The sequence below is a fragment of the Microbulbifer sp. S227A genome, from assembly GCF_049800935.1.
The window spans coordinates 312,175-338,694 of sequence record NZ_JBNAFZ010000007.1 but is presented as its reverse complement, the minus strand read 5'-3'; the positions used below and the strand labels follow the sequence as shown (position 1 = coordinate 338,694).

The following is a 26,520-nucleotide window of genomic DNA, read 5'->3' as shown; positions in this document are numbered from 1 at the left end:
CTCACAAACCTTTACCTGGCATCGTCACCTTATCTCTAAGCTTCTCAACCCGGTTCAACATCGGGGGCTAGTGCTCTTCCTGATAGTACTCAGGCGCCAGATCATCAAAGCGGGTGAATTTACCCACAAACGCCGCGCGGCAGGTACCGATCTCACCGTTACGCTGCTTACCGATAATCAACTCCGCCAGCCCCTTATCCGGGCTGTCTTCGTTGTAATACTCGTCCCGGTAGATAAACAGGATCACATCCGCATCCTGCTCGATCGCACCGGATTCCCGCAGGTCCGAGTTCATCGGGCGCTTGTTCGGGCGCTGTTCCACCCCCCGGTTTAACTGCGACAAAGCAATCACCGGGCATTCGTATTCTTTGGCCAGCGCCTTCAAGGAGCGGGAGATTTCCGAGATCTCCTGGGTACGCCCTTCGGTGCTGCCCTTCACCTGCATCAGCTGCAGGTAATCCACCATCACCATCGCCGGCAGCGCACGCTGTTCCGCATCTTCGCGGCTCAGTCTGGGGTCCGCCTGCATCAGCTTGTTGGTGTGATCGCGCACCGTGCGCTTCACACGCGCACGCACCTCTGACGGTGACAGGCCCGGGGTATCGTCGATATAGAGCCCCTTGCCCTTCATCTTCTGCACAGCACTGGAGAGCTTGGGCCAATCCTCCTCCTGCAACTTACCGTTACGGATACGCCCCTGGTCGATCTTGCCAATGGAAGACAGCATACGCATGACCAGGCTGTCCGACGGCATCTCCATACTGAAGACCAGAGTCGGCTTCTCCTGGCTGAGCATGGCGGCTTCGACGAAGTTCAGCGCCAGTGCGGTCTTACCCATGGAAGGACGGGCAGCGAGGATAATGAGTTCACCGGGCTGCCAGCCGGAAGTGCGCTCATCGAGCTCGGTGAGGCCGGTGCTGAGGCCGGTGAGGTCGCCCTCGGATTTGAACAGTTCGTCAATGCGCTCGACGGTTTTCTTCAGCAGCGAGTCGACACCGACAAAGCCGCCCTCTTTGGCGCGACCTTCGGCAATCTCTGCCACGCGGCGCTCGGCCATCTGCAGCAAGTCGACGGAGCCGAGCCCGCCGGGGTTGAAACTGGTACGGCTGATTTCGCCGGCGGCGGCGATCAACTGGCGCAACATGGAGCGCTCGCGCACGATTTTCGCGTAGGCGACGATGTTGGCGGCAGACGGGGTGTTTTCCGCGAGTTCAGCCAGGTACGCCGGGCCGCCAATATCAGCCAGCAGGTCGCGACTGGCGAGGCCTTCCGCGAGGGTAACGATATCCAGCGGCTGCTCGCCGCCGGACAACTCGAGCATGACGCCGAAAATAATCCGGTGATTGGCGACGAAGAAATCTTCTGCGCTCAACTGCTCTGCCACCGCATCCAGGCGGCTGGCGTCGAGCATCAGACCACCCAGCACCGACTGCTCGGCCTCGACCGAGTGCGGCAGCGGGGAGCTGGCGGTGGCTTCCTGAGCCTCTTCTTGCGGAGCGTATTCGTTCATGTTCGCTGCTATGTGTTACTACCGGTCGTTGCGGTCATTGGTTCCAGGCCTACCCCGCCGCTGACTCACAGGCCAGGTGCACCGGGGGCGGGAACCATTTGCCTGGCTCACAAACAAGTCAGGCGCTGCACCCTCCGACACCGGTAGAAAACCGGCAGGGAGAATCCAGCGCCTGATTGTAGCGCGGCTAGACGGAGAACGGGCAATTCCATTCTCCACAGGCCTCGCTGTGGCGATTCGGTAACTGCAGAAGCTTATTCGGCTTCTACAACAACCTTCACGCTGCTGATTACGTCGGCGTGCAGCTGTACGTCTACGTCGTACTCGCCCAGTTCACGCAGAGCGCCTTCCGGCAGCTTCACTTCAGCTTTGCTTACTGCAACACCGGCAGCGGTGATCGCTTCCGCGATATCGCGAGTGCCGATGGAGCCGAACAGCTTGCCTTCGTCGCCAGCGTTAGCAGCGATGGTAACAACCAATTCAACCAGCTGGGCAGCGCGGCCTTCAGCTTCGCTTACTTTTGCAGCGGCAGCTGCTTCCAGCTCAGCGCGCTTGGCTTCGAACTCAGCAACGTTTGCTGCGTTGGCCAGTACGGCTTTACCGGTAGGCAGCAGGAAGTTGCGGCCGTAACCGGCTTTTACTTCAACGCGGTCGCCCACGTTGCCCAGTTTGCCTACTTTGTCGAGCAGAATAACTTCCATCTCGGAACCCTCAGTTTCAGTTCTTGTGCGCCGCTCAGCGTTTGTCGCTGGCGCGTGCGCGAATATCAATCCAGCTATCGATCAGTGCCAGTCCGCACAGGAAACCAGCCAGCGGCAGTGCCGCAATTACCAGCATCACATACAGGGCAACCAGCGGACCGCGTCCCCAGCCCCTCTGGGCTACCAGCCAGTGGATCAGGCAGATACCTGCCACCATGATCGGGAAAGCGGCAACCGCACCCCAGAACACAAAGTGTTCACTGACCAGGCAGTAAATCCACAACAGCATGCCGGCAGCTGCGAGCGGCAACGGCATACGCAGGTTGTGCATTTCCTGCTGCAAACCACCGGGGTTGTACAACAGGGCCTGCCACCAGCGCCCCAGCAACAGTGCCAACATGGCGCTGATTACCGAGACCCAGGCCAGGTAACCGGTAGCCTGCGCTTCGCTGGTAAATGCCTTACCCAGCTGCTGCGCTTCCGGTGTGCTGGCACCGCCCGCGGCCTCATTGACCGCCTCGAGCAGGTTGCCCAGTACACCGCCAGTCACCTGCGAGGTCACTAGGATGCCCGCGGCGGTCACTGCGGTCAGCGTCACCAGTGTCCAACTCCAGGCGCGGGTTTCGCGCAGGACCAGGGCACTCGCCAACACCGCCACAAAGTGCGTGATCGCCATGCCAGCCATCAGCGGGGACATATAGCCCGCGCCGGCTGCGGCAACAATTGGCAGTAGACCCCAGACCAGCACAAACAGGCCGTCGCCACTGCCGCGGCGTAACCCCACCAGTGCAAGCACTGCGGGGCTGATCAGCGGGATTCCCACCATGGTGAGGATCACCGCGCGCACGCGCGATCGCATGGCAAATTCAGCGATAGCGCGCACTAGATAGCTTCTCTATAACAATCAATACGAAGCAAAGCGATGCTTAGGCTTCGTGGCTGTCCGTGTACGGCAGCAGCGCAATGTAACGCGCGCGCTTGACCGCGGTGGCCAGCTGACGCTGATACTTGGCTTTGGTGCCAGTGATACGGCTCGGTACGATTTTGCCAGTTTCAGAAACGTAGGCTTTCAGGGTATCGAGATCTTTGTAGTCGATACGCTTTACGCCTTCAGCGGTGAAACGGCAGAACTTACGACGACGGAAAAAACGTGCCATCTGACTATCCCCTTACTCTTCGTCTTCAGTGGTGTCGGAAGACTTAGCTTCCTCGGCGCCTTCGGAAGAAGATTCTTCACGTTCGGCGCGTTCGCGACGCTCAGAGCGTTCTGCGCGCGCAGCTTTGCGCTCGCGGGACTCTTTCTCAGCCTTCATGATCGGGCTTTCTTCGGTGATCGCTTCATCTTCGCGGATCACCAGGTTGCGCAGCACGGCGTCGTTGTACTTGAAGTTGGTGGTCAGTTCGGCCAGCGCTTCTTCAGTACACTCAACATTCATCAGAATGTAGTGAGCCTTGTGGATCTTGTTGATCGGGTAAGCCAGACGGCGGCGGCCCCAGTCTTCCAGACGGTGAACGTCGCCACCGCTTTCTTTGATGGTCGCAGTGTAACGCTCGACCATGCCGGCGACCTGCTCGCTCTGGTCCGGGTGAACCAGGAATACAATTTCGTAATGACGCATTTTCGCTCCTTACGGGTTAACACAGCCTCCCGGCTTGCCGCTGCCCTGTCTAATAAGTAGAAAGTGCAGCAACCGCCCAGTGAGGCAAGGAGTACGCAACAGCTCCCGGGATGGGGCTATTGCGGGCGGCGTATTCTATGCCTCTGTCGGAGTGGTTGCAAGTTGAACAATGGGTTGACCGCCGCAAATAGAAACACACCAGTCTGTAAGCACCCACTTACGCCGTGACGTGTATCTTATGCGCGCTGCCGCCAACCAGTGCACGGGCTCAGAGAGCCGCCTACATCCAGCAGCTCGTCCGGGCAGTCACATCCATAGCGGCAGCCGACCCTGAGCGAGATCAAGAGCCCAAGGCCGATTGCAGAAATAATTGAACAAAATAATTAAACGAGGGATTGAGGGGGTTGGCGCGCCAGACGTCATACAGGCATAGGTCGCGAAAATAATTCTAAACAATAACAATAACGTGCAAGGACCGAAGAATAACAAGCGGGATAACACCGTAGGGGGGCACTTGTGCCCCTTCATTTTTTACCCCTTATTGCTCCCCCTCAGAACACGTAACTAACGCCAAAGCTTAGCTCCGTCTTGTCGTAATCGTAGATTTCGCGGTTCTCCCGATTATCAATGTGCAGAAGCTTGCCATCGAGAGTCAAGCGCGGCGTCAGCCGGTAGCGGGTCGACACCCAGGATTTCACCCGATCCGACTCGCGCTCATATTCGAGCGACTCACCGCTGCTGTCACTGACCCGATTGGTTCCGTTGTACACACTGTAGCGATACTCCAGCCCACCACGCAGCTCCCAGCGGCTGAGAAAGCGCCAGCGCGCATCGCTGCCGAAAGCATGGCGCGCGGGTGAGTAGCTATAATAATCTCCCGCGGCCTGCTGCAAATCCTCGCGATCATTGGTGTCATACAGGTAGTAGATACCGAGGTCCGCGCCGAACGTATTGCGGCGCGCACGCGCCGAGAAGCGCTGCCGCCAGCCATCGAGATAGCGGTAACTCTCGCCACCCGAGTAGTAGGCGGGGATATAAGACAGCTGCACCCGTACTGCGCCGAACGCTCGCGCGGCCCGCGCGGTCAGCTGCAACTGCCGGCTCACCTGCTCACCGCCGAGGGAAACCTGCTCGGCACCTCCCCCGGTCTCCAGTTGCCACCCTCGCCAGCGTCTGTCGCGAATCAGCGAAGCGCTGAGACTTCCCAGGCTCAAACTGTCCAGCTCACTGTAGCGCCGGGTAAAACCGTAGCCCTGCAGTCGCCAGCCGTCGATGTCGCTGCCGGCAAGGCGGTACTGCCCCCAGGCAAACAGCTCGAGAAAATTGTCATCCCCGACCGCATCTTCACCCAGCAATTCGGCCTTCACCGCGTACGGGTTGTTGTCGAAGCCGCCGTTAACACTGGCCATGGCAAGCCAGGGACGCGGCGCTGATGCACGCTCCACGCCAGCTCCCAACTGCAGCGCAGCAAGACGTTGCAGCTTGGGCGAATCCGCGTGTTCACTCACCCGGCGAAAGTAGCGCGCAGCAAGCGCTGGATCGCCCTGCCTGCCCGCCAGCAGGCCAAGGTTATATTCCGCCAGATCACGCCACTTTGGCTCAGAGATCAATAACCAAAAATATTCGGAGGCCTCAGCGTAGCGCCCCAATTTGTAGAGGGTGACACCGAGATTGAACTTCAGCCGTGCACTTTTATCGCCGGCCTGCTCCATTTGCTGGAACAGGGCCAGCGCACGAGGATAATCACCACGTTTAAACGCGCCTGCAGCACTGGATAACTCCGCCGCGGCCAGCCGCGCGGGACCAAACACCGACACCAGCACCAACATGGTGATCAGCACAAACAACTTAATAAACTCGCGCATTCCTTGCCTCGTGAGCCTGCGGGGTTTTGTTCGAAGGAATAAGAGGCTCAGCTGCCGGTAGCGTCGCTCACATCAACCGGCTCAGTCGCCACATCCCCGCGCAAGGATTCCAGCAGTGCATCCACTTCACTCATGTCTACACCCGCGCCGGCGGGCAGACTGCCGAGAATGTCCTGCACCATCTGCTCGATCATGCCCTGCATCTCATCGCTGGTGAGGCCATTTTTCAATGCTTCCTCGACCGCCTCACGGGCTGACTCCACCGCCTGCTGCGCCTGTTCATTTGCGGCGAGCGCGGCATTCTGCGCGTTTGCCATCATCTCACCGCGTCGTTCGGCCATCTCGGCCAGCATGGCTTCCCTGCGCTCGGCAACGTCACTGGGCATCTCGTCCGAACTGGATGGAGACGCCTCACGCGCAGCCTTGAGCGCTGCAAGCGCCGCAGCGAGCCGCTGCTCCGCGAGCTCTCGCACCTCCTCTGGCAATTCAATGCTGTTGAGCAGGTCTTCGACGCTTTGCGCATCTTCGACCACCTGCAGGGTCACATCCGGGTCGACCACGTCAGTCTGCGCATCGAGTGCCGGACCGTCATCCGGCACAGCCACCTCTTGCTGGGCAACGGCAAAATTAGGCACAGACAGAGCGGCTATAGCCAAGCCAGCCAAACCGGCAGAAACGACATGACGTGTAAATACAGAAGGGATGTATTGAAAAAAACGGCGTGCTTGTTTTGCTGACATAATCCTTTACCTCGCGTCATCAAAAGCAATCAATGGAGCGGAAATACAAGGAAATTAAAGCAGGCTATTGGCGAAAGGAGTGGAAAAACTGCGCAAAGCAGGTCTCAAAACCTCAGGACGAAGCGCGAAGAAGCGACAGGTTACTGCCCGCAGGCGCGAGAGTACGCATCAGAAGTGATCAGAAGCAGGGAATAGCGAGGAGACCAAAGCAATAACCTCCCCGCCAATGAAAACGTCGGTGACAACCTTAATTGGCCCGACGCTGCCGAACGGCCTCAAACAGGCAAACACCTGTGGCAACGGAAACGTTCAGGCTGCTGACCTCACCCGCCATGGGGATTTTGATCAGGTGATCGCAGTTTTCCCGCGTCAAACGACGCAAACCTGGGCCTTCAGCACCCATCACCAGCGCCAGCGGCCCAGTCAGGGAAGACTGGTATACGTCCTGCTCCGCCTCACCGGCGGCGCCGTAGATCCACACTCCCGCCTGCTGCAGCATTTGCAGGGTGCGTGCCAGGTTGGTCACAGTAATAAACGGCAATACCTCGGCGGCACCACAGGCCACCTTGCGCGCAGTTGGCGTGAGTCCCGCAGCTTTATCCTTGGGCGCAATCACTGCGTGCACGCCGGCCGCATCCGCGGAGCGCAGGCAGGCGCCCAGGTTGTGCGGGTCGGTAACCCCATCGAGTATCAACAGGAAAGGCGCTTCGCCATTGGTGTCCAGGTCTTTCAGCAGAGACTTCAGGAACTGCTCATCGTAAATCTTGGTATCACCCACACAGATGGCCACCGCGCCCTGGTGATTACCTTCATCGGCAACTTTTTCATCCAGCGCACGGCGATCCACGAAGCGAATTACGATTTCGTTCTGTTCCGCCTGGCGAATGATTTTCTGCAGTTTTTGATCGCGGCGACCGCGCAACAGCAGTAGCTCCTGCACCTGCTGGGGCGAGCTTTTTAACAGGGCCTGCACCGCGTGCAGGCCATAAACCAATTGCTGAGCCACGATTTATTTCTTCCCGCCTGATTTCTTCGCCAGTTTTTTCTTCAGTTTCTTTTTCGCTGCTTTCTTGGCTGCACGCTGTGCTGACTCGGCCTTTTCCGCCTTCTGCGCAGCTTTGCGCGCGGCTACCGCCGGACGCTTGCCACCTTTACGAGGTGGCGTTTTCTTCGGGCGACGCTTCTTCGGTGCAGCCTCTTCACTGGTATCCGTTTCGGAAACGATTTCTTTTGATGGCGGCACCACCTCGGCGTCATCGCTGCCAACCTTGCGCTTGCGAATCGGGCGCGGCTCATCCTCAACGCTTTCGGTACGCTTGGATTTCAGCCCACCGCCCCAGGGGCTCGCCTTTTCCGCCTCTTTGCTAAAGTCGTGTTTGCCACGACGTTGGCGCTCGGCCTGAAACTCAACGGCCATTTCCATCGCGCGGCCACTGACCTGGGTGGACTCCTCTCCGGAACGGGACTTTTTCACCGCTTTCTTCGCCTTGCTTTTCGCATCTGGCGCCGATGTCGGCTCATCGGTAACACTGTACTTCACGGACTGCTTATCAACCTTACTGTCATCTTGCTTGCGGGATTTTTTGTCGGACTTTTTGTCCGCCTTCTTATCGGCCTTTTTATCGGCTTTAGGCTTGCGATACTTGGGCGTCTGGTAGCTGGGACGCGGATGCAATTCGACAAATGTGAAATCGACCTTGCGTTCCTCAAGATCCACCCGCGCCACCTGCACCGTGACCCCGTCACCCAGGTGGAAACGGGTACCGCTGCGCTCACCGACAAGGCGCTGTTGCGCTTGTTCGAAGTGGTAGTAGTCCTTTGGCAGTGCGGTGACATGGATCAGACCTTCCACATACAGGTCTTCCAGCTCCACAAACAAGCCAAAGCCGGTTACCGCGCTGATTACGCCGCGATACACCTCACCCACATGATCCTGTAAATATTCACACTTGAGCCAGCTGACCACGTCGCGGGTTGCGTCGTCGGCGCGGCGTTCGGTCATCGAGCAGTGCTCACCCAACTCCACCATGGCCACGGCGGTGTACGGCAAAATCTGGGCGCGCTCCATTACCTGGGCGCCCGGTGCCTGGCGCACCTTCTTGGCCACTGCCGCCGGATTGGCGCTGCCATTGCGAATCAGCCAGCGCAGCCCGCGGTGCAGCAGCAAATCCGGGTAACGACGAATCGGCGAGGTGAAATGTGCGTAAGCGCGATAATCGAGCCCGAAGTGACCGCGATTCTCTGGCTGATAAACCGCCTGGTTCATCGAGCGCAGCAACATGGTCTGGATAATGTGGAAATCCGGGCGACCATCTGCCTGGGAAAGCAGTTCCTGATAGTGGCTGGGCTGGGGTTCGCTCCCTCCTTCAAGACGCAAGCCCAGCTCGCCCAGGTACTCGCGCAGGTTTTCCAGCCGCTCCTGTTTGGGAATGTCGTGCACGCGGTACAGCGCTGGCAACTCCGCCAGCTCCATCAGCTCAGCGGCACACACATTGGCGGCAAGCATGCACTCTTCGATCATCTTGTGCGCGTCGTTGCGCTGCACCGGCACGATGCGCTCAATCTTGCGCGCTGCGTCGAACATGATCCGCGTTTCTGTGGTTTCGAAATCGATGGCACCACGGCGATCGCGTGCACCGCGCAGCGCACCGTAAAGGTCGTGCAGGTTGTCGATGTGTGGCGTGAGTGCGGCAAACTGCTTGCGAATACCACTGTCGCGGTTATCCCGCTCCTCAACCATTTCCCCAACCTGGGTATAGGTAAAGCGCGCGTGGCTGCGCATCAGGCCTTCGAAGAACTGGAAGTTGAGGATGTTGCCGGACGGATCGATGTGCATTTCACACACCATACACAGGCGATCGACATGCGGGTTCAGCGAGCACAAACCGTTGGAGAGCTTCTCCGGCAGCATCGGCACAACAAAGTCGGGGAAATACACCGAGTTGCCGCGCTGATGGGCTTCCTGATCCAGCGCAGTATTTACCTGCACATAATGGGAAACATCGGCGATGGCGACCAGCAGTTTCCAATTACCATCTGGCAGCACTTCACAGTAGACCGCATCGTCAAAATCCCGCGCGTCTTCACCGTCGATGGTGACCAGCGGCAGCTGGCGCAGATCGATACGCGCCGCCTTGTCTTCTTCCAGCACCTCGTCGGCGATGGTGTCGGTTTGCGTCAGCACCGCGGCGGGCCAGCTATGGGGAATACCGTAGTTACGGATGGCGACGTCGATTTCCATCCCCGGGGCAAGGTGGTCGCCAAGGATTTCAGCAACCTCACCCTGCGGCAAATTATTGCGGCCCGGCTGGGTGGTGATATTCACCACCACATACTGGCCACTTTGTGCATCGGCACACTTGCCTTCTGCCACCAGCACGTCGAGGGTCATGCGCGGGTTATCCGGGCGCACAAAGCAAACGCCGTCTTCGCGGTACAGGCGCCCGGCCAGCTGCTGGGTGTTGTGCTTGATTACCCGCACCACCGCGCCTTCGCGCTTGCCACGGAAACCTCCGGGGGTTTCCCGCGCCAGGACTTCGTCGCCATCAAATACCTTGCGCATCTGGCGATGGGACAGGAACAGGTCGTCGCTGCCGTCGCCCGCAGAGACAAAGCCGAAGCCGTCGCGGTGACCGATTACGCGACCGCGCACCAGGCTCATTTTATCGAGCACACCGAAGTCCCCAGCGCGGTTGCTGGCGATCTGTCCGTCGCGGCTCATGGCGATCAAACGGCGGCGCACACCCTCGCGGCGATCTTCATCGTCGATCGAGAGCAGGTCCGCGACCGTTTCCCAGGCTACCGGGCCCGGCTGCTGCTCCAGCACATCGAGCAGAAACTCGCGGCTGGGAACGGGTTTTTCGTATTTCTCCGCCTCGCGCTCGGCATGAGGATCATCCGAGATGGCAGAGGGGTTGGTTTTGTCTTGATTCAAATCTGCTTCCAATGTTCTGCGTTTAAGCACGCGCTCTGCGCGGCCCCGGAATCGTCCGGCGCAGGAAGGTAAGTGGGTGCAACTGCCAGGTCTCGGTGGAGGCCTGCCGGGGATTTACTCCCAGGCATGAGGTTCACGGGCAAGAATCCAAGGTGAGCATTTGGAGTGGCGAATGCCGAAAGCGGCACAGGGCCACTGAAATCGTTGCACATTGCCGCGATTATAAGCGATTTGCGAACCAATTCCCCCGTTGATTTGGAATATCCATCCGGATGTGTGTCCAGAGAGAGACTGAGTGGACAAAAAAGGGCACAAACCGCGCCGCAAAAAGCGTTGACACCCCCAGGGCAAATCACTATAGTGCGCGTCCTCAACGGAGCACACCGTTGAATTGCCCAGGTGGCGGAATTGGTAGACGCGCTAGCTTCAGGTGCTAGTGACCGCAAGGTCGTGGAAGTTCAAGTCTTCTCCTGGGCACCATCTTTAAAAAAGGGGCCAACTCGCAAGAGTTGGCCCCTTTTTGTTTTCCACCACTTCGAAATCACATCACTGTCGACTCGAAGACCAGTGGAGTTGCCGCTAGCGGCAGCAACTCCACAACAGCCACACAATTAACCGGTATTACGCATACCTGCCGCAATACCCGCAATCGTCACCATCAGTGCGCTTTCCAACACCGGGTCTTCCTCACGGGTGCGCAGACGCGCCATCAATTCTGCCTGCAGCAGGTGCAGCGGGTCGGTATAAGGGTCGCGCACGCGGATGGACCAGCGCATCACCGGGTTGTTATCCAGCAGACTTTCGCGACCAGTTAATTCACTCAGAGCCACGACGGTGCGCGCCAGACGGCTGCGCAGCTCGACGCCGAGACGCTGCAGCTCCGGGTCGTCGGTTAGGCGCTCTTCGTACCACAGGGCCACGCGGGTGTCGGACTTGGCCAGTACCATTTCCAGCATATCCACCACGGTCTGGAAGAAGGGCCACTGCTCGCTCATGGTACGCAAGGTATCCGGCGCATTTTCCAGGCCGGTTTCCAGTGCCGCGCCAGTACCCAGCCAGGCCGGCAGCATCAGGCGCATCTGAGTCCAGGCAAATACCCACGGAATTGCGCGCAGGGTCTCCACCCCACCCCCGGGCTTGCGGCGCGCCGGGCGACTGCCCAGCGCCAGGCGGCTGAGCTCGGTTTCTGGAGTGACGGTGCGCAGATAAGACACCAGTGCCGGATCGTCGCGCACCACCTCGCGATACGCCCCCACCGAGGCCTGAGTCAATCGATCCATCTCCGCACGCCATTCCGGGCGCGGCTCTGCCGGCGGCAGCAGCGTCGCCTCCAAAGTTGCCGCGATATATTGCTCCAGGTTGTAGGCGGCAACCGATGGGCGCCCGTATTTGAAGCGAATCATTTCCCCCTGCTCGGTCACGCGAATGCGCCCGGCAACAGAGCCCGGCGGCTGCGACATCAGCGCCATGCGGGTCGGAGAGCCACCGCGGGAGATGGAGCCGCCGCGACCGTGGAACAGGGTCAGTGGAATCCCGTGCTCCCTGAATATACGGGTGAGTGCTTCCTGCGCGCGGAACTGCGCCCAGGCCGCACCGAGGAAGCCCGCATCCTTGGCGGAATCGGAATAGCCGATCATCACTTCCTGGCCCGCCTTAACCCGCTCGCGGTAGAAAGGGATTTCCAACAGCGCATGCATGGTGTCGAACGCATTGTTCAAGTCGTCCAGCGTCTCGAACAGCGGCACCACACGCATGGGCGCACGCACGCCGGCTATTTTTTGCAACAGCATAACCGCGAGCACATCGGATGAGGTGCGAGCCATGGAAATGACGTAGGCACCGAGGCCCTCCGAACCCTGCTCCGCAATTACCTTGCAGGTATCGAGCACCTCGCGCACTTCGTCGGTACAGAACTCGCTCTGGTAGAAGGCGCCGTTGATCAGCGGGCGGCGACTCTCCAATTCCTCCAGCAGGAACTTCTGCTTTACCTTCTCGCCCCACTCGGCATAACTGCCGAGATCAAGGAAGCGGGTAATGGCATCAATCGCCATGGCGTGACGGGTGGACTCCTGGCGAATATCCAGCTTCAACAGGGTGATGCCAAAACCGTTGAGGCGACGCAGCGTATCTTTCAGCTGCCCATCGGCGATGGCCGCCAGCCCCACTTCACGCAGCGAGCGATCGATCAGGCTTAAAGGCTCATACAGCTCGCTGCTTGAGGTATACACCTCGCCCTGCGGCTCCGCCGCGTCGTTCACCCGCGCCTCCATCAATTCACGGGTATTGCGCAGGCGATCTCGCACCGCACGCAACAACAGCCGGTAAGGCTCGTGGCTCGGTCCGGTGTGCGCCAGCAGCTCTTCACTGGCGCGGTGCATGGAGAGGTCTGCGAGCAGGTTTTCCACATCGCGCAGGTACAAATCAGCCGCCATCCAGCGTGCCAGGTTCAAGACCCGGCGGGTAACCTTGGCGGTGACATTAGGGTTACCGTCTCGGTCACCCCCCATCCAGGATGCAAAGCGAATGGGAACCCAATCTGCGGGCAGTGGCTCGATACCGGCGAGCGCCAGCTCGTCTTCAATTTCGCGCATCCCCTGGGGGACTGCCTGCCACAGGGACTGCTCGATGGTGGCAAAGCCCCACTTGGCCTCATCGACCGGCGTCGGGCGCTCACGGCGGATTTCATCGGTGCACCAGGCAGACAACATCTGCTCGCGCAACAGGCGACGCAGGCGCTCGGCCTCTTCCGGCGTGCAATCCGGGCGGTCGAGGCCGGTCAACAGATCGGCCATCTGGTCGTATTTGCGAATCAGGGTGCGGCGCGTCACCTCGGTGGGGTGTGCGGTCAGCACCAGCTCCACAGACAGGTCAGACAGCACCTGGCGCACCTGCTCGGGGGCGACATTCGACTTCTTCAGTTCCTCCAACACCTGACGCAGGCCGCGGTCGGTATCCGGATCACCGGGGAAGCGCTCGTGCTGGCGACGCAGGCGTTCGCGGTGGCGCAACTCGGCAATATTGGCGAGGTTCAGGAACTGGCTAAAGGCGCGAGCCACTTCCAGCAGGGTCTCATCATCCAATGGATCCAGCAGCTCTCGTAATTTACCTACAGGCATCTCCCCATGGCTGCGGCTCTCCACCGCGACCTGGCGAATGGTCTCCACGGTATCGAACAATGCTTCGCCAGCCTGGCCGCGCAATACGGTTCCCAGCTCTTCGCCGAGAAGGCGAACATCTTCCCGCAACGGTGCATTTTGATCTTGATCCATGGAATATCTCCCCCTGACGGATTACTTTCTGGAATGCATTCTCCCATACTTCTCCCCAGATTTTGATGCCGCAGACCAAATTCTTGTAATTTAACTACAAGAAAATACAACAAACTCTGCCGTCAGGTAGACATCACAGGATTCACCGGTCACACCTGACAATTGACACGCCGCCAAAAACGGCTATAGTGCGCAGCCTCAACGGCGCATAGCGCTGTTTGCCCAGGTGGCGGAATTGGTAGACGCGCTAGCTTCAGGTGCTAGTGACCGCAAGGTCGTGGAAGTTCAAGTCTTCTCCTGGGCACCATCTTTCAAAAAGGGGCCGACTCGCAAGAGTCGGCCCCTTTTTACTTCCAGCAGCTACCATTTCGCAAACCATCGCTTGCCGCGCTCGTCTAGGACACCACTTTTCACCAATACCAACCAGGAAGGTTTGAGCTACGCTGGCGACAGACTCTCTTCCTTCTCAGAAATAATCTTTTTTAACCGGCTATTGACCTCACTGCCTGAAATACCAGCATGAATATTCCTATGGCAGGTCGGGCAGATTGCGGCGACGCCCTCCGGCGTATCCGCGCCCCCATCAGATACTCGATTAAGATGATGCACCTCTAAATATGGCTCATGCTTCTTAGTAAAAAAAGGAGCAGGAGAGTCGCAACATTCACAAATACCTTGCGCCCGTCTCAGCGCATATCTTCTTACAGCTTCGCTACGATAATACTGGCGAGCCTTTATGGTTCTAGTAGGCCGCGTACTAGTTCCACCAGAAACAGCTAGCTCACGAAGCTGTTCGATACTTAATGATTTAGGAAGTGTAGCCAAAGAATCATCTTCGAACCGCGTGGACAGTAACTGTCGCGCTACTCCAAGCGGCTCGAAAGCAAGCTCAAATAATATAGCCTTTCGATCATTTCCCTCTCGATCGCGTCTCACAACTATTTGATGATCTATAGAAACTGACAGAACCCCTTCCTCGTTTGCATAAAAAGTAGAACATGTCGTTCGTCTTTTATGTGATCTCTAAGCGCAAGGTTCCCTCTGGTAAAAGTCATATCGCCGACTTGTCCCTCACCCGAATACAAGAATTTACCATCCTCGGTGAAGCCATCAGTATAACCATGCTGCTCTCCGCTATCTCCTGTGAAAAGGAACATAACTGGGTGATCCGCACACTTACACATTCCGCCCTGTCTATTCCCTCCAAACTTGTCATGAAGATCCCCGCGACGGTTATACTCTTCACCTACTACGTAAGGTACGATCACTGACTGACCTCCAAATGTAAAACGAATTCATGATCTACCGGAGCAAGAGGTAAATCTTTCAAGGTAGACAAAGAGCAAAAACTATAGTCTTCATGCTCGTTAAGCACTGGTTTTCCGCTAACCGACACTCCAATAAAGTTAATACGAAATCTCGATCCAACTTCGCTGGAAGAAAAAATAGTTTTACCAATCGATACCACTTCTAATTCCAACTCTTCTCTCAACTCTCGCTCGAGAGCTTCCGAAAAACTTTCTCCAAACTCAACTTTCCCACCAGGAAACTCCCAAAGCCCCCCATGATGCTTATTCATGGGCCTCTTACAAACTAAGTAACGGCCAGAAATTTCCACAACGGCCGCGACCACATCAATAAGTCTATTTTCAATACTCACATTCAAATAACCGAAGTTTTATATCTTCGAGACTATCATTTTCTTAAAAAGAAATTTAGTGATTTGACCAATACTAATTAATACTATTGAGCAGATGTAGGTCAATCTACATTAGCAACACCAACAGAACCCAATAAAGAATAAAAAATATCTTATTGTAAAAGCGGGAAATTCAGACCGATTAGGAACCGAGGGAAGGCTCGGGCCGATGTAGAGTCAACCAAAATAGAATCACTGAAAAAATACCGCATACGGCAATGGATGCCACCAACGTGAACGGTGATCCGTCAAATACCGCACTGACAATAACAATGGCAATTGCTCCCAATACCATCTGCAGAGTTCCGCCCAGAGCCGCTGCGGTGCCGGCGATTGGCCCATGCTCATCCAGAGACAGCACCATGGTTGTTGGCACAATCAAGCCGAGAAAGGCATTCGATAAGAGCAACAATGCCACCAGGACGACAAAATTGTCCACACCGGCGATATTCAGCAGGAGATGGACAATGGAGGCGAGTGCGAACCCATTTACCGCCCACTTCACCACGGCGATGCCACCGAAGCGCTCGCCGAGGCTTGCTGCGAACTGACTTGAGGTAAAAAATCCAAGGGCATTCAAGGCAAAGGCCAGACTGAATTGTGTAGGGGTAAGACCGTAGTACTCCGTATAGAGAAAGGCGGCAATCGCGAGGAATGAGAAAAAGCTGGCGGTGCCCATGCCGCCAATCAGCGTCATTCCCATAAAGATCGGATCGCGGAACAAAACTTTGAACGCAGCGAACATCGCAGAAATTTTCACAGGTACCCGCTCCGCTACCGGCAGAGTTTCGGGTAAGGCAAAGCGGATCAACAGAAGACTCACCACGGTTGCCGCGGCCACCGCATAGAAAACAATCGGCCACCCAAATGGATTCATCAGCAAGCTGCCCACAAGCGGCGCCAGCATCGGTGAGATTGATATCACCAGCATCACCAAGGCCATCAAACGTGTAGCGTCGGTACCGGTATAACGGTCGCGGATAATCGCACGTGGAATCGACATCACCGACGCCGCGCCGACGCCCTGGATAAAGCGCATGGCGATCAGCCATTCGATTGTGGGGGACAGCGCACAGCCAACGGATGCGAGAAGAAATATCGCCAGACCGAAGTACAGTGGGGGTTTGCGGCCAAACATATCCGCCGCGGGGCCGTAGAAGAGCTGGCATACACCAAAAGCGATAAAAAAGGACACCAGCGTGTACTGGGACTTGGTCGCGGAGACACCAAAGTCTTCCGCCATCGCCGGCATGGCAGGGAGATACATATCAATGGCGAAAGGGCCCACACAGCTGAGCAGGCCCAAGATCAGCGCCATTTTTACAAAATCGGATTTCATCAAGCTCGGACTTATTTTCGGAAGCGCTTCCGGTACAACCACCGGACCACGGTGCGTCCGAACCTTTGCTGAGTCTATCAGCCCTTGCGGCAAGTCCAAAGCAAGCCAAACGCTATGGGGTAGGTTTCACTTTGAGGGCCGCTTGGCGCCCCGCAGTTATTGACGCACAAATAAAAAAACGGTGCCATGTCAGTCAATAGCTGACTACTTGGGCACCGTTTGTTCGTAAAAGCAGGTGTCAGTTCTTACGGATCAGCTCCAGAACCTCTTTACTGGGGAAGCCCTGCAGATCAACGCCGGCACTCTCTTCAAACTTGAGAATGGCTTTGCGCGTACCGCCGCCGGCCTTGCCATCGATCTCGCCCTCGTAGAAGCCTTTTTCCTTGAGCTTAGTTTGCAGCTCAATGATTTCATCGCGATCCAGCTTGGTGAAAGGACGCTTCCAGTCTTTGCTGAGCGGGGGGGCGCCGCCGATCTGGTCGGCGAGGATACCCACCGCCGCGGCATAGCGGTCGGAGTTGTTGTAGCGTTTGATGACGAAGAAATTTTTCAGCATCAGGAATGCCGGACCTTTGCGGCCAGCGGGAAGCTTCAGCTCGGCGACGTCATTCGGGCGGGGGAACGCCTTGCCGCGTACACGTTTTACGCCGAGTTTCTCCCACTCGGAAATCTTCAGCTTACCTGCGGGTAACTTGCGATCCGGGATAGTGACCTCGTAGCCCCAGGTTTGCCCAGATACCCAGCCATTCTTTTTCAGTAGATTGGCTGCGGTTGCCAGCGCATCGGGCACGGAATTCCAGATGTCTTTTTTGCCATCGCCATCCATATCTACCGCATAGGCCTGGTAACTGGTAGGAATGAACTGGGTATGCCCCATGGCGCCGGCCCAGGATCCAGTGAGATTGCTCTCGTCTATTTTGCCACTCTGCAAGATCTGCAGTGCCGCCAGCAGCTGACTGGTACCAAACTTTTTGCGCTTGGGGTCGGCATAGGCAAGCGTGGCCAGTGAGCGAACCACACTGCGCATGACGGTTTTGTTATCCAGGATGGCGCCAAAGCTGGACTCCATGGACCAGATCGCCAGCAGGATATTCGGGTCTACGCCAGACTGCTTCTCAATCTTGTCGAGCCAGGGCTTCAGTTCCTTTTTCTTGGCTTTGCCGCGCTGCACCGCGTACTTGGTTACACGGTTATCAAAGTACTGCCACACCGGTGCTTTGAACTCTGGCTGGAAGCTCGCCTTATCCAACACCCACTGGTCTGGCGAGTCGATGCCCTTGAAGGCGCGGTCGAAGGTTTCTGGCGTAATGCCCTCTTTCAGGGCCTGTTTGCGAAATTCCTTTTTCCACTTTTCAAATCCCGGATCGGCGGCAGCGGCCGCCACTTGCGGCCCCACAATCAACAGGGCACAAAGGGATAAAAGTGCGAACAGGAAGAAATAGTGGCTACCGGTGCGACGCGCCGGTAAAGAGGCAACCTGGCCCATAACAGCTCCTTGGCAATAACAGCTCGCACAAGGGTAGAACGGAAGGCTGGCGACGGAAAGGGAGGATTGACGCCAGTCATTCAGGGTGTGACTGGAACGACACTTTTTTCCACATGCTCGACCCGCGATACGCAAGTCGTGGGGCCAAATAAATCAGGCCGCCGGCGGAATCACATAAAACAGCACGGCGAAGAAGTGCAGCACACCACCGGCCAGCACAAACAAGTGCCAGATGGCATGGTGGAAGCGGAGGCTACGCCACAGGTAAAACGCAATGCCACCGGTGTAGCACAAGCCACCCAGCACCAGTAGCAACAGGCCGCCCGGCGCCAGGTTGTCCATCAGTGGTTTTACCGCAGCGACGATCACCCAGCCCATCAGCGCACTCAGGGTAATCGACAGGGCGCGGATCTTCTTCAGCGGCGAGAACTGGATAATCAGGCCCAGCAGGGCGAGCCCCCAGATAACACCAAATATCGTCCAGCCCCAGGGGCCACGCAGGGTTACTAGGGTAAATGGCGTATAGGTGCCGGCGATCAACAGGAAGATGGCCGAGTGGTCCAGGGTGCGCAAAATTTGCTTGGCTCCGGCGTGGGTAACACTGTGATAAAGCGTCGAAGCAGAGAAGCACAAAATCAGGGTAGCGGCATAAATGCTGCTGCTGACGATATGCCAGGCATCCCCGCGCAGGGCGGCAAAGGCACACAGAACACCGAGACCGGCAATGGCCAGCAAGGCGCCGACACCGTGGGTGACGCTATTGGCGATCTCCTCGGCGAAGGTGTAGCGGCTCGCGTTAAGGGTGGTGGACATGAAAACTGGACCTCCGGGGCGACCGAACGTGGTCCCACGCAATATCGCAAAAAAATGACTATTCAACAAAATCCAGTCTAATCTTCAACAGGAAGCGGCGGCAGTGCAAGCGAATTCTGAGACCATCCATTCAGGTTACGGCGCCTCTCACCCGCGCCCCCAAACGTTCACAGGGCCATAAGCACCGCAACGGCGGCAGCAATCAGCAGGGCAATGGCCCAGATGAGGTCGAAGTTGATCCAGTGCCGGCGCAGGATGGCCAGTCCGAACTTGCGATACACGATCCACGCGGTGGCCCCCATCACCAGCAACATGGCACCGGTGTGCAGGCTTATGGCCAGCAACATATTCAACCCACTCGCCCCGAGATGTGACGCGTGCTCGCCGTGTCCGGCATGCCCGGCATCGCCACCGGCAACTTCGATCAATGCCGGCACCACCATCAGTCCGGCGCCGTGGGCCGTCGCCATCAGGAAGGACCAAAGAAACAGATCCCCCATCCCAACCTTCATCCCGACCCAGCGGGGGTGACGGTAATAATTGAACAACTTGTACAGGCCAAAGGCGAGCAGCACCCCGGCCGTCAGCCACTGTAGCGTGGGCACAGAAATGACTTTCGTCCCGAACAGAACGAGCAGCGCGGCCAGTGCGATCGCCAGCGCGTGACCGGCTGCGATGGGTAACAGAGACAGCCAGATCACCCGCTCGCGTTGCTGCTGTAACCCCAGGGACAGGGCGAACAGCCAGCCCATACCGGGGTTGAGACCATGAAAGGCGCCGAACCCCAGCATGGCCAGCCAGGGGGCGATAGAAACAATCACATCCTGATCCACAGGGTCATGACGGGTAACAGAAGGAATCGGTGGAGGAGTCGCCCCCTTCGAGGCGAATCTGATGCACCCGGGTTTCACCAAAATCGACAAAAAAGTCCGAGTCCAACGCCATGCCGCCGTCAGGCTGAACGTTCACCTTCACCATCCAGCCCCCCATCTTGTCTGGATAGAACTGGTCGTCCCAGGTGCTGTAGAGCGAGTTGGTGAAATACACGCGCTTGCCATCGCGGCTGATCTCCACCATCTGCGGCCCGCCAAGCAGTGCCCCATCCGATTTGGGATGAGGCGCTTTGTTGACGATGCCACCGATGGCCACTTTGCCGGCAAGTTTCGGCTTGAGGGGGTCGGATACATCGTATTGCAGCAGTTCACCGGTCCCCCAGCAGGAAACGTAGAGAAAGCGATCATCCAGGGAGAGGTCGATGTCACTGACCAAAGGTGGCACCGCGCCAAAAGGTTTCAGGGCCGGGGGCAGCGCACTTTCCTCCGCCGGTACCGCGGGAATGGTAATGACCTTTTCCATTGCCCACTGGCCGTCTTTGTCGCTGCGCTGCCACAGCCAGATGGACGCAGAGAGATCCGCAGTACTGATGACGACACCCGCGAATCCATAGGTCTTGCGTGGGTCATGGGCCGGGCGCAATTCGAGCACCATCTGGTGTTCAGCGCCCAGGTCGATTGTCTGAATCCGCTTGCGCTTGCGCAGATCCCAGAAATGCAGGCGGTGACCGTACTTATTGGCCAACAGATCTTCAGGCACCAGTCCATTTTCAAACTGATGCGGCTTGGCCCACTCGCTGCTGACTAATACATCTTCGGCCAGGTGCCACCAGAAGTCGTAGGCCAACTCCTGATCCCCGCGATCGATTTCCCACGGCCCCTTCACCTCGAAGCTGAAGTGGTCGAGCATAAATATGCCGCCGGAACCGTCTTCCTCCGCAGAGCCCATGGCACTGACATAAATCGCATCCGGCCCGCAATGCACCGTATGCGGACGACTGTAGCCGGATTTTTCGATGACCTCCTCGGGCTCGATAATTTTTGCGATGTGCGGCTTGGTGGGATCGGGTTTGGTGTCGACAATGTAGAGACGGGAACTGCGAATGCCCGGAACCACCAGATAGCGACGCTCGAGGTGCGGGTGTGGCGCAAACGGGCACAGGGCAGAGCTGCAGGCATTCCAGCCAAAGTGGTGCAACTCGTCACCCACATTGGGTAGTTCCAGCGTATTCAGAACGGTGCCATAGCTGGCGGAATCTGGATCAAGATCCACCACACAGATCCCGTCCGGCTGATCATTACGCCCGTAGTTCAGTGCTGCCACATAGGCGTGGCGCTCGGGCGGCGCCTGCATTGCCATTTTTGCAGACGGATAGAAAGATGGATCCGGCTTCCAGAGGCCCATGCGCCCCTCCTCGATTTATCATTTGTCGTGGGTAACGGAAATGGATCGAGTATAGAAACAGTACGGGAGAACCATTCAACAGGGAGGGGAATTGGGCGCGACGATCACCGGGTACTTGGGGGGTATTTGGGGGAACCTTGCGCAACAGGCGGCAGGGCCCGAAGCGGGAACCGACCGCTGGGCGGCGGTTCCCGAAGGCAAAGTATCAACAGGAGCGCGTCAGACACTCGCGTTGTGGATACCCATCTCGCACAGGGCGGAGGATTCGCGCACGATGGTCTGTACACGGTCCGGACCGGTGGAGATGATATCGATGGGCGCGCCCACTAGCTCTTCGATGCGGGCGATATAATCGCGCGCGGCCTGCGGCAGTTCCTTTTCGCGTTGTATACCGTAGGTGGTCTCGCTCCAGCCCGGCATGGATTCGTAGACCGGCTCCACGCCTTCCCAACCAGCGGCATCGAACGGTACCGGCACTTCTTCGCCGGCGGCATTGCGGTAGCCCACACAGATTTTCACTTCTTTCAGGCCGTCGAGTACGTCCAGCTTGGTCAGGCACAGGCCGGAGATGCTGTTGATGCGGATCGCATGGCGCACGGCAACGGCATCGAACCAGCCAGTACGGCGCTGTCGGCCGGTGGTAGCGCCAAACTCGTGGCCCTTTTCGCCCAGGTGACGACCCACGTCACAATCCAGCTCGGTGGGGAAAGGACCGCCGCCCACGCGAGTGGTGTACGCCTTGGTGATACCCAGTACGTAATCCAGGTACAGCGGGCCAAAACCGGAGCCGGTGGCGGTGCCACCTGCAGTGGTATTGGAAGAAGTTACAAACGGGTAGGTGCCGTGGTCGATATCCAGCAGGGAGCCCTGGGCACCCTCAAACAGGATGTGCTCGCCGTTCTCGCGTGCCTTGTGCAGCATATCCGCCACATCGGCAATCATCGGCACCAGCTCTTCGCGCCAGGTTTCCGCCAGCTTGAGGGTTTCCTCGTAGCTGACCGGCTCTGCCTTGTAGTACTGGGTCAGGGCGAAGTTGTGGTATTCGAGCAACTCTTTCAGCTGGGCACAAAAGTTGTCCCAGTTGCACAGGTCGCCGAGGCGCAGACCGCGACGGGCAACCTTGTCTTCGTAGGCCGGGCCAATGCCGCGACCGGTGGTACCAATCGCCTTGGCGCCGCGGGCTTTTTCACGGGCCTGGTCCAGGGCCACGTGTACCGGCAGGATCAGCGGACAGGCGGGGGACAGACGCAGGCGCTGGCGCACCGGTACGCCGGCAGACTCGAGGCCGCCCATTTCTTTGAGCAGGGCTTCCGGAGACAGCACCACGCCATTGCCGATCAGGCAGGTAACATCGGTGCGCAGAATACCGGAGGGAATCAGGTGCAGAACGGTTTTCTCACCGTTGATCACCAAGGTGTGGCCGGCGTTGTGACCGCCCTGAAAGCGGACTACCAGTGCGACTTTTTCAGTCAGCAAATCGACGATCTTGCCTTTGCCTTCGTCGCCCCACTGGGTGCCCAGCACCACTACATTCTTGCCCATGTGTGTATATCTCGTGTCGTCAGTTCAACGTTAGACGGGCGGAAAATAACTGTCGGCCGCGCCCGTCTTGCGGCCAGAAAGTGCAATAAAAAGTTCGACTCAATCGAATAGCTTAGGCTTCAGCCCCGTGGTTTCACCACCCAGTCGTCGCCTTCGCGCACCAGTTCGCGGTCACAGCGGGCCAGGGTTTCGGTGTCGCCACTGCCTTCGCCAGGCATGGTGCTGATGACAATCTCGCCGTCGGCGCGCAGAGCACCGATGGTTTGCCACAACTGCGCGCAGTCGTTGGCAGGGGCGAGAATCGCAGCGGCTTCGGCTCCGCCGTTCTGCCCCAGGGTATTGATGGCCACCAGGTCAGTACTGAAACCGGTGGCTGCACGGTCGCGACCAAACACAGCACCGATACCGTTGTAGCGGCCACCGTTAGCCAGCGCCTGCCCGTGCCCCGGGGAGTAGGCGGCAAATACCAGGCCGGTCTCGTAGTCGTAGCCGCGCATTTCACCCAGGTCAAAAAACAGCTCTACCTGTGGATAACGACGCGCCACCGCGTCCGCGACCTGCTGCAATTCGTCCAGTGCATTGCGCAGGGCCTCGGGGCCATCGGCAAAAAGTTCACTGGCGCGCGCCAGACACTCACTGCCGCCGGCAAGGCGAGGCAGGTTACGCAGCCACTTCGCTGCCTGCGCACTGGCAATATTCTCTTCCACCCAGCGCTCGATATCCGCCACCGCCTTGCTCTGCAGCAGTGCGGTCAGTGCGCTCTGTTGGGCTTCATCCAGTTGTGCGGCCTCCGCAAGGCTGCGGAAAATCGCCACGTGGCCCAGATCCAGATGGATCTCGCGGATACCCGCGGTGCGCAGGGTCTCTACCATCAGGCTGATGACTTCGATGTCGCCCTGCAGGCTCTCGACGCCATACAACTCGGCACCAATCTGAATCGGCGCACGCGGGCCCATCGGCGAACGCGGGCGGGTGTACAACACCTGACCGGCGTAACACAGGCGGTTGGCGCCACTCCTGGGGAAACTGTGGGAATCGATGCGCGCGGCCTGCGGCGTGATATCCGCGCGGATACCCAGGCTGCGACCGGACAACTGGTCGGTCACCCGGAAGGTACTCAGGTCCACATCGCGCCCCATACCGATCAGCAGTGAATCGGTAAATTCCACCATCGGCGGAATGATCATTTCGTATCCCCAGCGATGATAGAGATCCAACAGGTCTCTGCGCAGGGTTTCCACCCGCTTGGCGTCCGCGGGCAAAATCTCGGCGATGCCATCCGGTAGCATCCAGCGTTCGGCTTGGGTCATGATGTGGGCGTTCGATAATTAGCGGTGCGGCCTTTTCGGCCGGGAGAATCTCGGTCCTGAAGCTCAGTCAAACAGCATCAGCAGGGCCGTGCCGGCGAGCATACAAACGAGCCCCGCCGTGCGCAGGCTGCGATTATCCACAGATGCCAACTGCTGTACCAGTGCGCGCCAGCGTCTGGGGTAGAGAAAAGGCAAAATGCCCTCGATGATCAGCACCAGGCCGATGGCCCGGACCAGCTCGTCCCACACGTTGGTCATTCCTCAGGAGTATTCCGCAAAGAGGTACAGCAAGAGATTCGTCAAACGGGCCGGCACAAAAAAACCGGGCGCCGGCCCGGTTTTGGGGATTTTACCACTAAAATGTGGAGGTGTGGCCACTGAAGTGGCCACGAAATAGTCGAAACTGTCTTCGTTATTGTCCGGACGGATCCTTCAGGTAACGGAAGAACTGACTGTCTGGCTCCATGAGCAGCATATCGCTCTTGCTCTTGAAGGACTCTTTATAGGCCGTCAAGCTGCGCGAGAAGCGATAGAACTCCGGGTTCTTACTGAAAGCCTCAGCGTAAATCTGAGCGGCCTCGGCATCAGCCTCACCGCGCACCTCTTCCGCCTTGCGATACGCTTCGGACTCAATAACCACCTTTTGTCGATCGGCGCTGGCGCGGATACGCTCACTGGCTTCCTGACCCTTTGCGCGGTGGTCACGGGCTTCCAGCTCACGGCCGGCACGCATACGCTGGAACACCGATTCAGATACTTCCGGTGGCAGGTCGATACGCTTCACGCGCACATCCACGATCTCAACCCCGAGATCCGTCTGCGCGGTCTCGTTCAGGTTCTTGGTGATTTCCGCCATCAGCTCATCGCGCTGGCCACTCACCACTTCGTGCAGGTCGCGCACACCAAACTGGTTACGCAGGCGGTTATTGATCTGTTCTGCCAGCAGGCGCACGGCGTTGCGCTCATCGCCGCGGGTCGCTACATAGAAGCGGCCCACATCGAAGATGCGGAACTTCGCGTAGGAGTCCACCATCATGAACTTGTTTTCGCTGTTCAGCATCCGCACCGGCTGGGAATCCACGGTCTGGATGCGGGCATCGAATTTGCGCAGCTCATGTACCAGCGGAATTTTGAAGTACAGACCCGGTGTGTAGTCGGTGCGCACCACTTCACCGAAACGCAGCAGTACCGCTTTTTCAGTTTCTTTCACCACAAAGGCACTGCTGGATACCGCGAGTAGCGCAAGCAAAACCAGGGCGATGACAAAAAGAGATTTGTTACTGTTCATTGCTTCTCTCCTTATCGCACGTCGCGACTGCGGCGGCTGTTGGCCACTTCGGTACGCAACTGGTTGATGACGCGCTGAGAAATCTCATCGACTACCTGAGGTGAGATCTGCGGGCGCTGGCTTGCGCTGCTCGCACTATTTTCGGCCAGTTTATCCAGCGGCAGGTACATGATGTTATTGCCGCCTTCCACGTCGACCATCACCTTGGAAGTGTTTTGCATCACTTCCTGTACCGCATCCAGATACAGACGCTCGCGGGTTACTTCCGGCGCGCGGGTGTATTCGGTCAGCAGCTTCTCAAAACGCACCGCTTCACCACGGGCGCTCTCGACAATGCGTGACTTGTAGCCTTCTGCTTCTTCGATCATCCGCTGCGCCTGACCACGGGCCACCGGGATCACCTGGTTGGCGTAGGCCTGGGCTTCGTTCTGCAGACGCACCTCGTCCTCACGCGCACGTACCACGTCATCGAACGCGTCCTGTACTTCGCGCGGCGCCTTGGCGTCGGTGAGGTTGACCACGTCGACACGGATGCCGGTCAGGTAGAGGTCAAGATATTCCTGCAGGCGCTCCTGGGTATCCGCGGCAACCTGGGTACGATTCTGGGAGATAACACCATTCAGGGTCTGGGAACCAACCACGTGGCGCAGGGCACTGTCGGTGGCTTCCTGCAGACTCTTCAGCGGGTCGGCCACGCGCAGCACGAAAGACTCCGCATCGTCGATGTGCCACTGCACCTGCAGAACCACGTCCACGATACTCGCGTCTTCGGTGAGCATCTGACCGGTGGTGCGCTCGGTACGTACCTCGGTCATGTTCACCTTGGTGACATGATCGATCAGCGGTGGATTCCAGTGCAGACCGGCGGTCTCGGTGCTGTGGTATTTGCCGAGGCGCAGGACCACGGCGGATTCGTTCGCATCCACCTGGTAAAAGCCCCACAGGCCGTAAACCACGGCGAGCACGATCAATACCAACGACCAAGGGAAGCTGGCATTGCCACCGGGGCGACCGTCGTCACCGCCGGAAGGTTTACCACCAAACAGGCCATTCAGTTTCTGCTGCATTTTGCGCAGCACTTCATCTAGATCCGGTGGGCCATCGTTGTTGCGATTGCCGCCACCCCATGGGTCTTTGTTATTACCACCCGGTTCGTTCCAGGCCATT

General features: G+C 58.0%; 22 protein-coding genes and 2 tRNA genes. 2 read left to right on the top strand and 22 right to left on the bottom strand.

The features are described from left to right. Positions 1 to 67: 67 nt before the first annotated feature. The 9 genes from dnaB to rnr form a co-directional block, all read right to left on the bottom strand. The gene (gene dnaB, locus ACP15R_RS18005) at positions 68 to 1,510 is read right to left on the bottom strand and encodes a replicative DNA helicase (RefSeq protein WP_224867658.1); all 1,443 of its coding nucleotides are present in this window, start codon (positions 1,508 to 1,510) and stop codon (positions 68 to 70) included. A 254-nt stretch (positions 1,511 to 1,764) separates the two neighbouring features. Beyond that, on the bottom strand, positions 1,765 to 2,211 hold the full coding sequence (rplI, locus tag ACP15R_RS18000; protein ID WP_222246106.1) for a 50S ribosomal protein L9: 447 nt from the start codon (positions 2,209 to 2,211) through the stop codon (positions 1,765 to 1,767). 34 nt (positions 2,212 to 2,245) lie between these two features. Further along, positions 2,246 to 3,094, bottom strand: coding sequence for a hypothetical protein (locus ACP15R_RS17995; RefSeq protein ID WP_224867660.1), 849 nt, complete (start codon positions 3,092 to 3,094; stop codon positions 2,246 to 2,248). Between the two features lie 43 nt (positions 3,095 to 3,137). Continuing rightward, entirely contained in the window at positions 3,138 to 3,368 is a 231-nt protein-coding gene (gene rpsR / locus ACP15R_RS17990; protein WP_010133305.1) for a 30S ribosomal protein S18, read from the bottom strand. 12 nt (positions 3,369 to 3,380) lie between these two features. Beyond that, entirely contained in the window at positions 3,381 to 3,830 is a 450-nt protein-coding gene (gene rpsF / locus ACP15R_RS17985; RefSeq protein ID WP_224867662.1) for a 30S ribosomal protein S6, read from the bottom strand. A 551-nt stretch (positions 3,831 to 4,381) separates the two neighbouring features. After that, positions 4,382 to 5,695, bottom strand: a complete 1,314-nt coding sequence (locus ACP15R_RS17980) for a tetratricopeptide repeat protein (protein ID WP_224867663.1) — start codon at positions 5,693 to 5,695, stop codon at positions 4,382 to 4,384. 47 nt (positions 5,696 to 5,742) lie between these two features. Continuing rightward, complete coding sequence (locus ACP15R_RS17975; protein WP_224867665.1) at positions 5,743 to 6,435, bottom strand: hypothetical protein; 693 nt, start codon at positions 6,433 to 6,435, stop codon at positions 5,743 to 5,745. Between the two features lie 247 nt (positions 6,436 to 6,682). Next, positions 6,683 to 7,441: a 23S rRNA (guanosine(2251)-2'-O)-methyltransferase RlmB gene (gene rlmB / locus ACP15R_RS17970; RefSeq protein ID WP_224867667.1), complete on the bottom strand. Its 759-nt coding sequence runs from the start codon at positions 7,439 to 7,441 to the stop codon at positions 6,683 to 6,685. A 3-nt stretch (positions 7,442 to 7,444) separates the two neighbouring features. Continuing rightward, positions 7,445 to 10,369 (bottom strand): ribonuclease R, encoded by a 2,925-nt coding sequence (rnr, locus tag ACP15R_RS17965; protein WP_224867669.1) that lies wholly within the window; start codon positions 10,367 to 10,369, stop codon positions 7,445 to 7,447. 393 nt (positions 10,370 to 10,762) lie between these two features. On the opposite strand from rnr, the gene ACP15R_RS17960 reads away from it, so the two are divergent. Then, positions 10,763 to 10,849: transfer RNA gene (locus tag ACP15R_RS17960), tRNA-Leu, on the top strand. 131 nt (positions 10,850 to 10,980) lie between these two features. Here ACP15R_RS17960 and ppc read toward each other — a convergent pair. Then, the gene (gene ppc / locus ACP15R_RS17955) at positions 10,981 to 13,638 is read right to left on the bottom strand and encodes a phosphoenolpyruvate carboxylase (protein WP_224867672.1); all 2,658 of its coding nucleotides are present in this window, start codon (positions 13,636 to 13,638) and stop codon (positions 10,981 to 10,983) included. A gap of 220 nt (positions 13,639 to 13,858) precedes the next feature. Here ppc and ACP15R_RS17950 point away from each other — a divergent pair. Continuing rightward, positions 13,859 to 13,945 (top strand) — tRNA-Leu (locus ACP15R_RS17950). A gap of 131 nt (positions 13,946 to 14,076) precedes the next feature. On the opposite strand, the gene ACP15R_RS17945 is transcribed toward ACP15R_RS17950, so the two are convergent. From ACP15R_RS17945 to hflK, 12 genes are all read right to left on the bottom strand, one after another. Then, positions 14,077 to 14,574: an HNH endonuclease gene (locus ACP15R_RS17945; protein ID WP_224867674.1), complete on the bottom strand. Its 498-nt coding sequence runs from the start codon at positions 14,572 to 14,574 to the stop codon at positions 14,077 to 14,079. Positions 14,575 to 14,902: 328 nt separating this feature from the next. Next, complete coding sequence (locus ACP15R_RS17940; protein WP_224868653.1) at positions 14,903 to 15,271, bottom strand: NUDIX domain-containing protein; 369 nt, start codon at positions 15,269 to 15,271, stop codon at positions 14,903 to 14,905. 208 nt (positions 15,272 to 15,479) lie between these two features. Next, the gene (locus ACP15R_RS17935) at positions 15,480 to 16,676 is read right to left on the bottom strand and encodes a multidrug effflux MFS transporter (protein ID WP_224867676.1); all 1,197 of its coding nucleotides are present in this window, start codon (positions 16,674 to 16,676) and stop codon (positions 15,480 to 15,482) included. 238 nt (positions 16,677 to 16,914) lie between these two features. Then, positions 16,915 to 18,162 carry a lytic murein transglycosylase gene (locus ACP15R_RS17930; RefSeq protein ID WP_224867678.1) on the bottom strand — a complete coding sequence of 416 codons (1,248 nt, stop codon included), beginning with the start codon at positions 18,160 to 18,162 and terminating at the stop codon, positions 16,915 to 16,917. A gap of 153 nt (positions 18,163 to 18,315) precedes the next feature. Then, positions 18,316 to 18,975: a PAQR family membrane homeostasis protein TrhA gene (gene trhA, locus ACP15R_RS17925; RefSeq protein WP_224867680.1), complete on the bottom strand. Its 660-nt coding sequence runs from the start codon at positions 18,973 to 18,975 to the stop codon at positions 18,316 to 18,318. A gap of 167 nt (positions 18,976 to 19,142) precedes the next feature. Continuing rightward, a complete protein-coding gene (locus ACP15R_RS17920; protein ID WP_224867682.1) occupies positions 19,143 to 19,796 on the bottom strand; it encodes a hypothetical protein in 654 nt (217 codons plus the stop codon). 16 nt (positions 19,797 to 19,812) lie between these two features. Further along, positions 19,813 to 21,213, bottom strand: coding sequence for a selenium-binding family protein (locus tag ACP15R_RS17915; protein ID WP_224867684.1), 1,401 nt, complete (start codon positions 21,211 to 21,213; stop codon positions 19,813 to 19,815). A gap of 219 nt (positions 21,214 to 21,432) precedes the next feature. Continuing rightward, positions 21,433 to 22,755: an adenylosuccinate synthase gene (locus ACP15R_RS17910; protein WP_224867686.1), complete on the bottom strand. Its 1,323-nt coding sequence runs from the start codon at positions 22,753 to 22,755 to the stop codon at positions 21,433 to 21,435. A 119-nt stretch (positions 22,756 to 22,874) separates the two neighbouring features. Next, a complete protein-coding gene (locus tag ACP15R_RS17905) occupies positions 22,875 to 24,065 on the bottom strand; it encodes an ATP phosphoribosyltransferase regulatory subunit (protein WP_224867688.1) in 1,191 nt (396 codons plus the stop codon). 63 nt (positions 24,066 to 24,128) lie between these two features. Then, positions 24,129 to 24,314: a DUF2065 domain-containing protein gene (locus ACP15R_RS17900; RefSeq protein WP_222229372.1), complete on the bottom strand. Its 186-nt coding sequence runs from the start codon at positions 24,312 to 24,314 to the stop codon at positions 24,129 to 24,131. Positions 24,315 to 24,477: 163 nt separating this feature from the next. Further along, positions 24,478 to 25,353: a protease modulator HflC gene (gene hflC, locus ACP15R_RS17895; protein ID WP_224867692.1), complete on the bottom strand. Its 876-nt coding sequence runs from the start codon at positions 25,351 to 25,353 to the stop codon at positions 24,478 to 24,480. Between the two features lie 11 nt (positions 25,354 to 25,364). Continuing rightward, positions 25,365 to 26,519 (bottom strand): FtsH protease activity modulator HflK, encoded by a 1,155-nt coding sequence (hflK, locus tag ACP15R_RS17890; RefSeq protein WP_224867694.1) that lies wholly within the window; start codon positions 26,517 to 26,519, stop codon positions 25,365 to 25,367. Position 26,520: the final 1 nt, after the last annotated feature.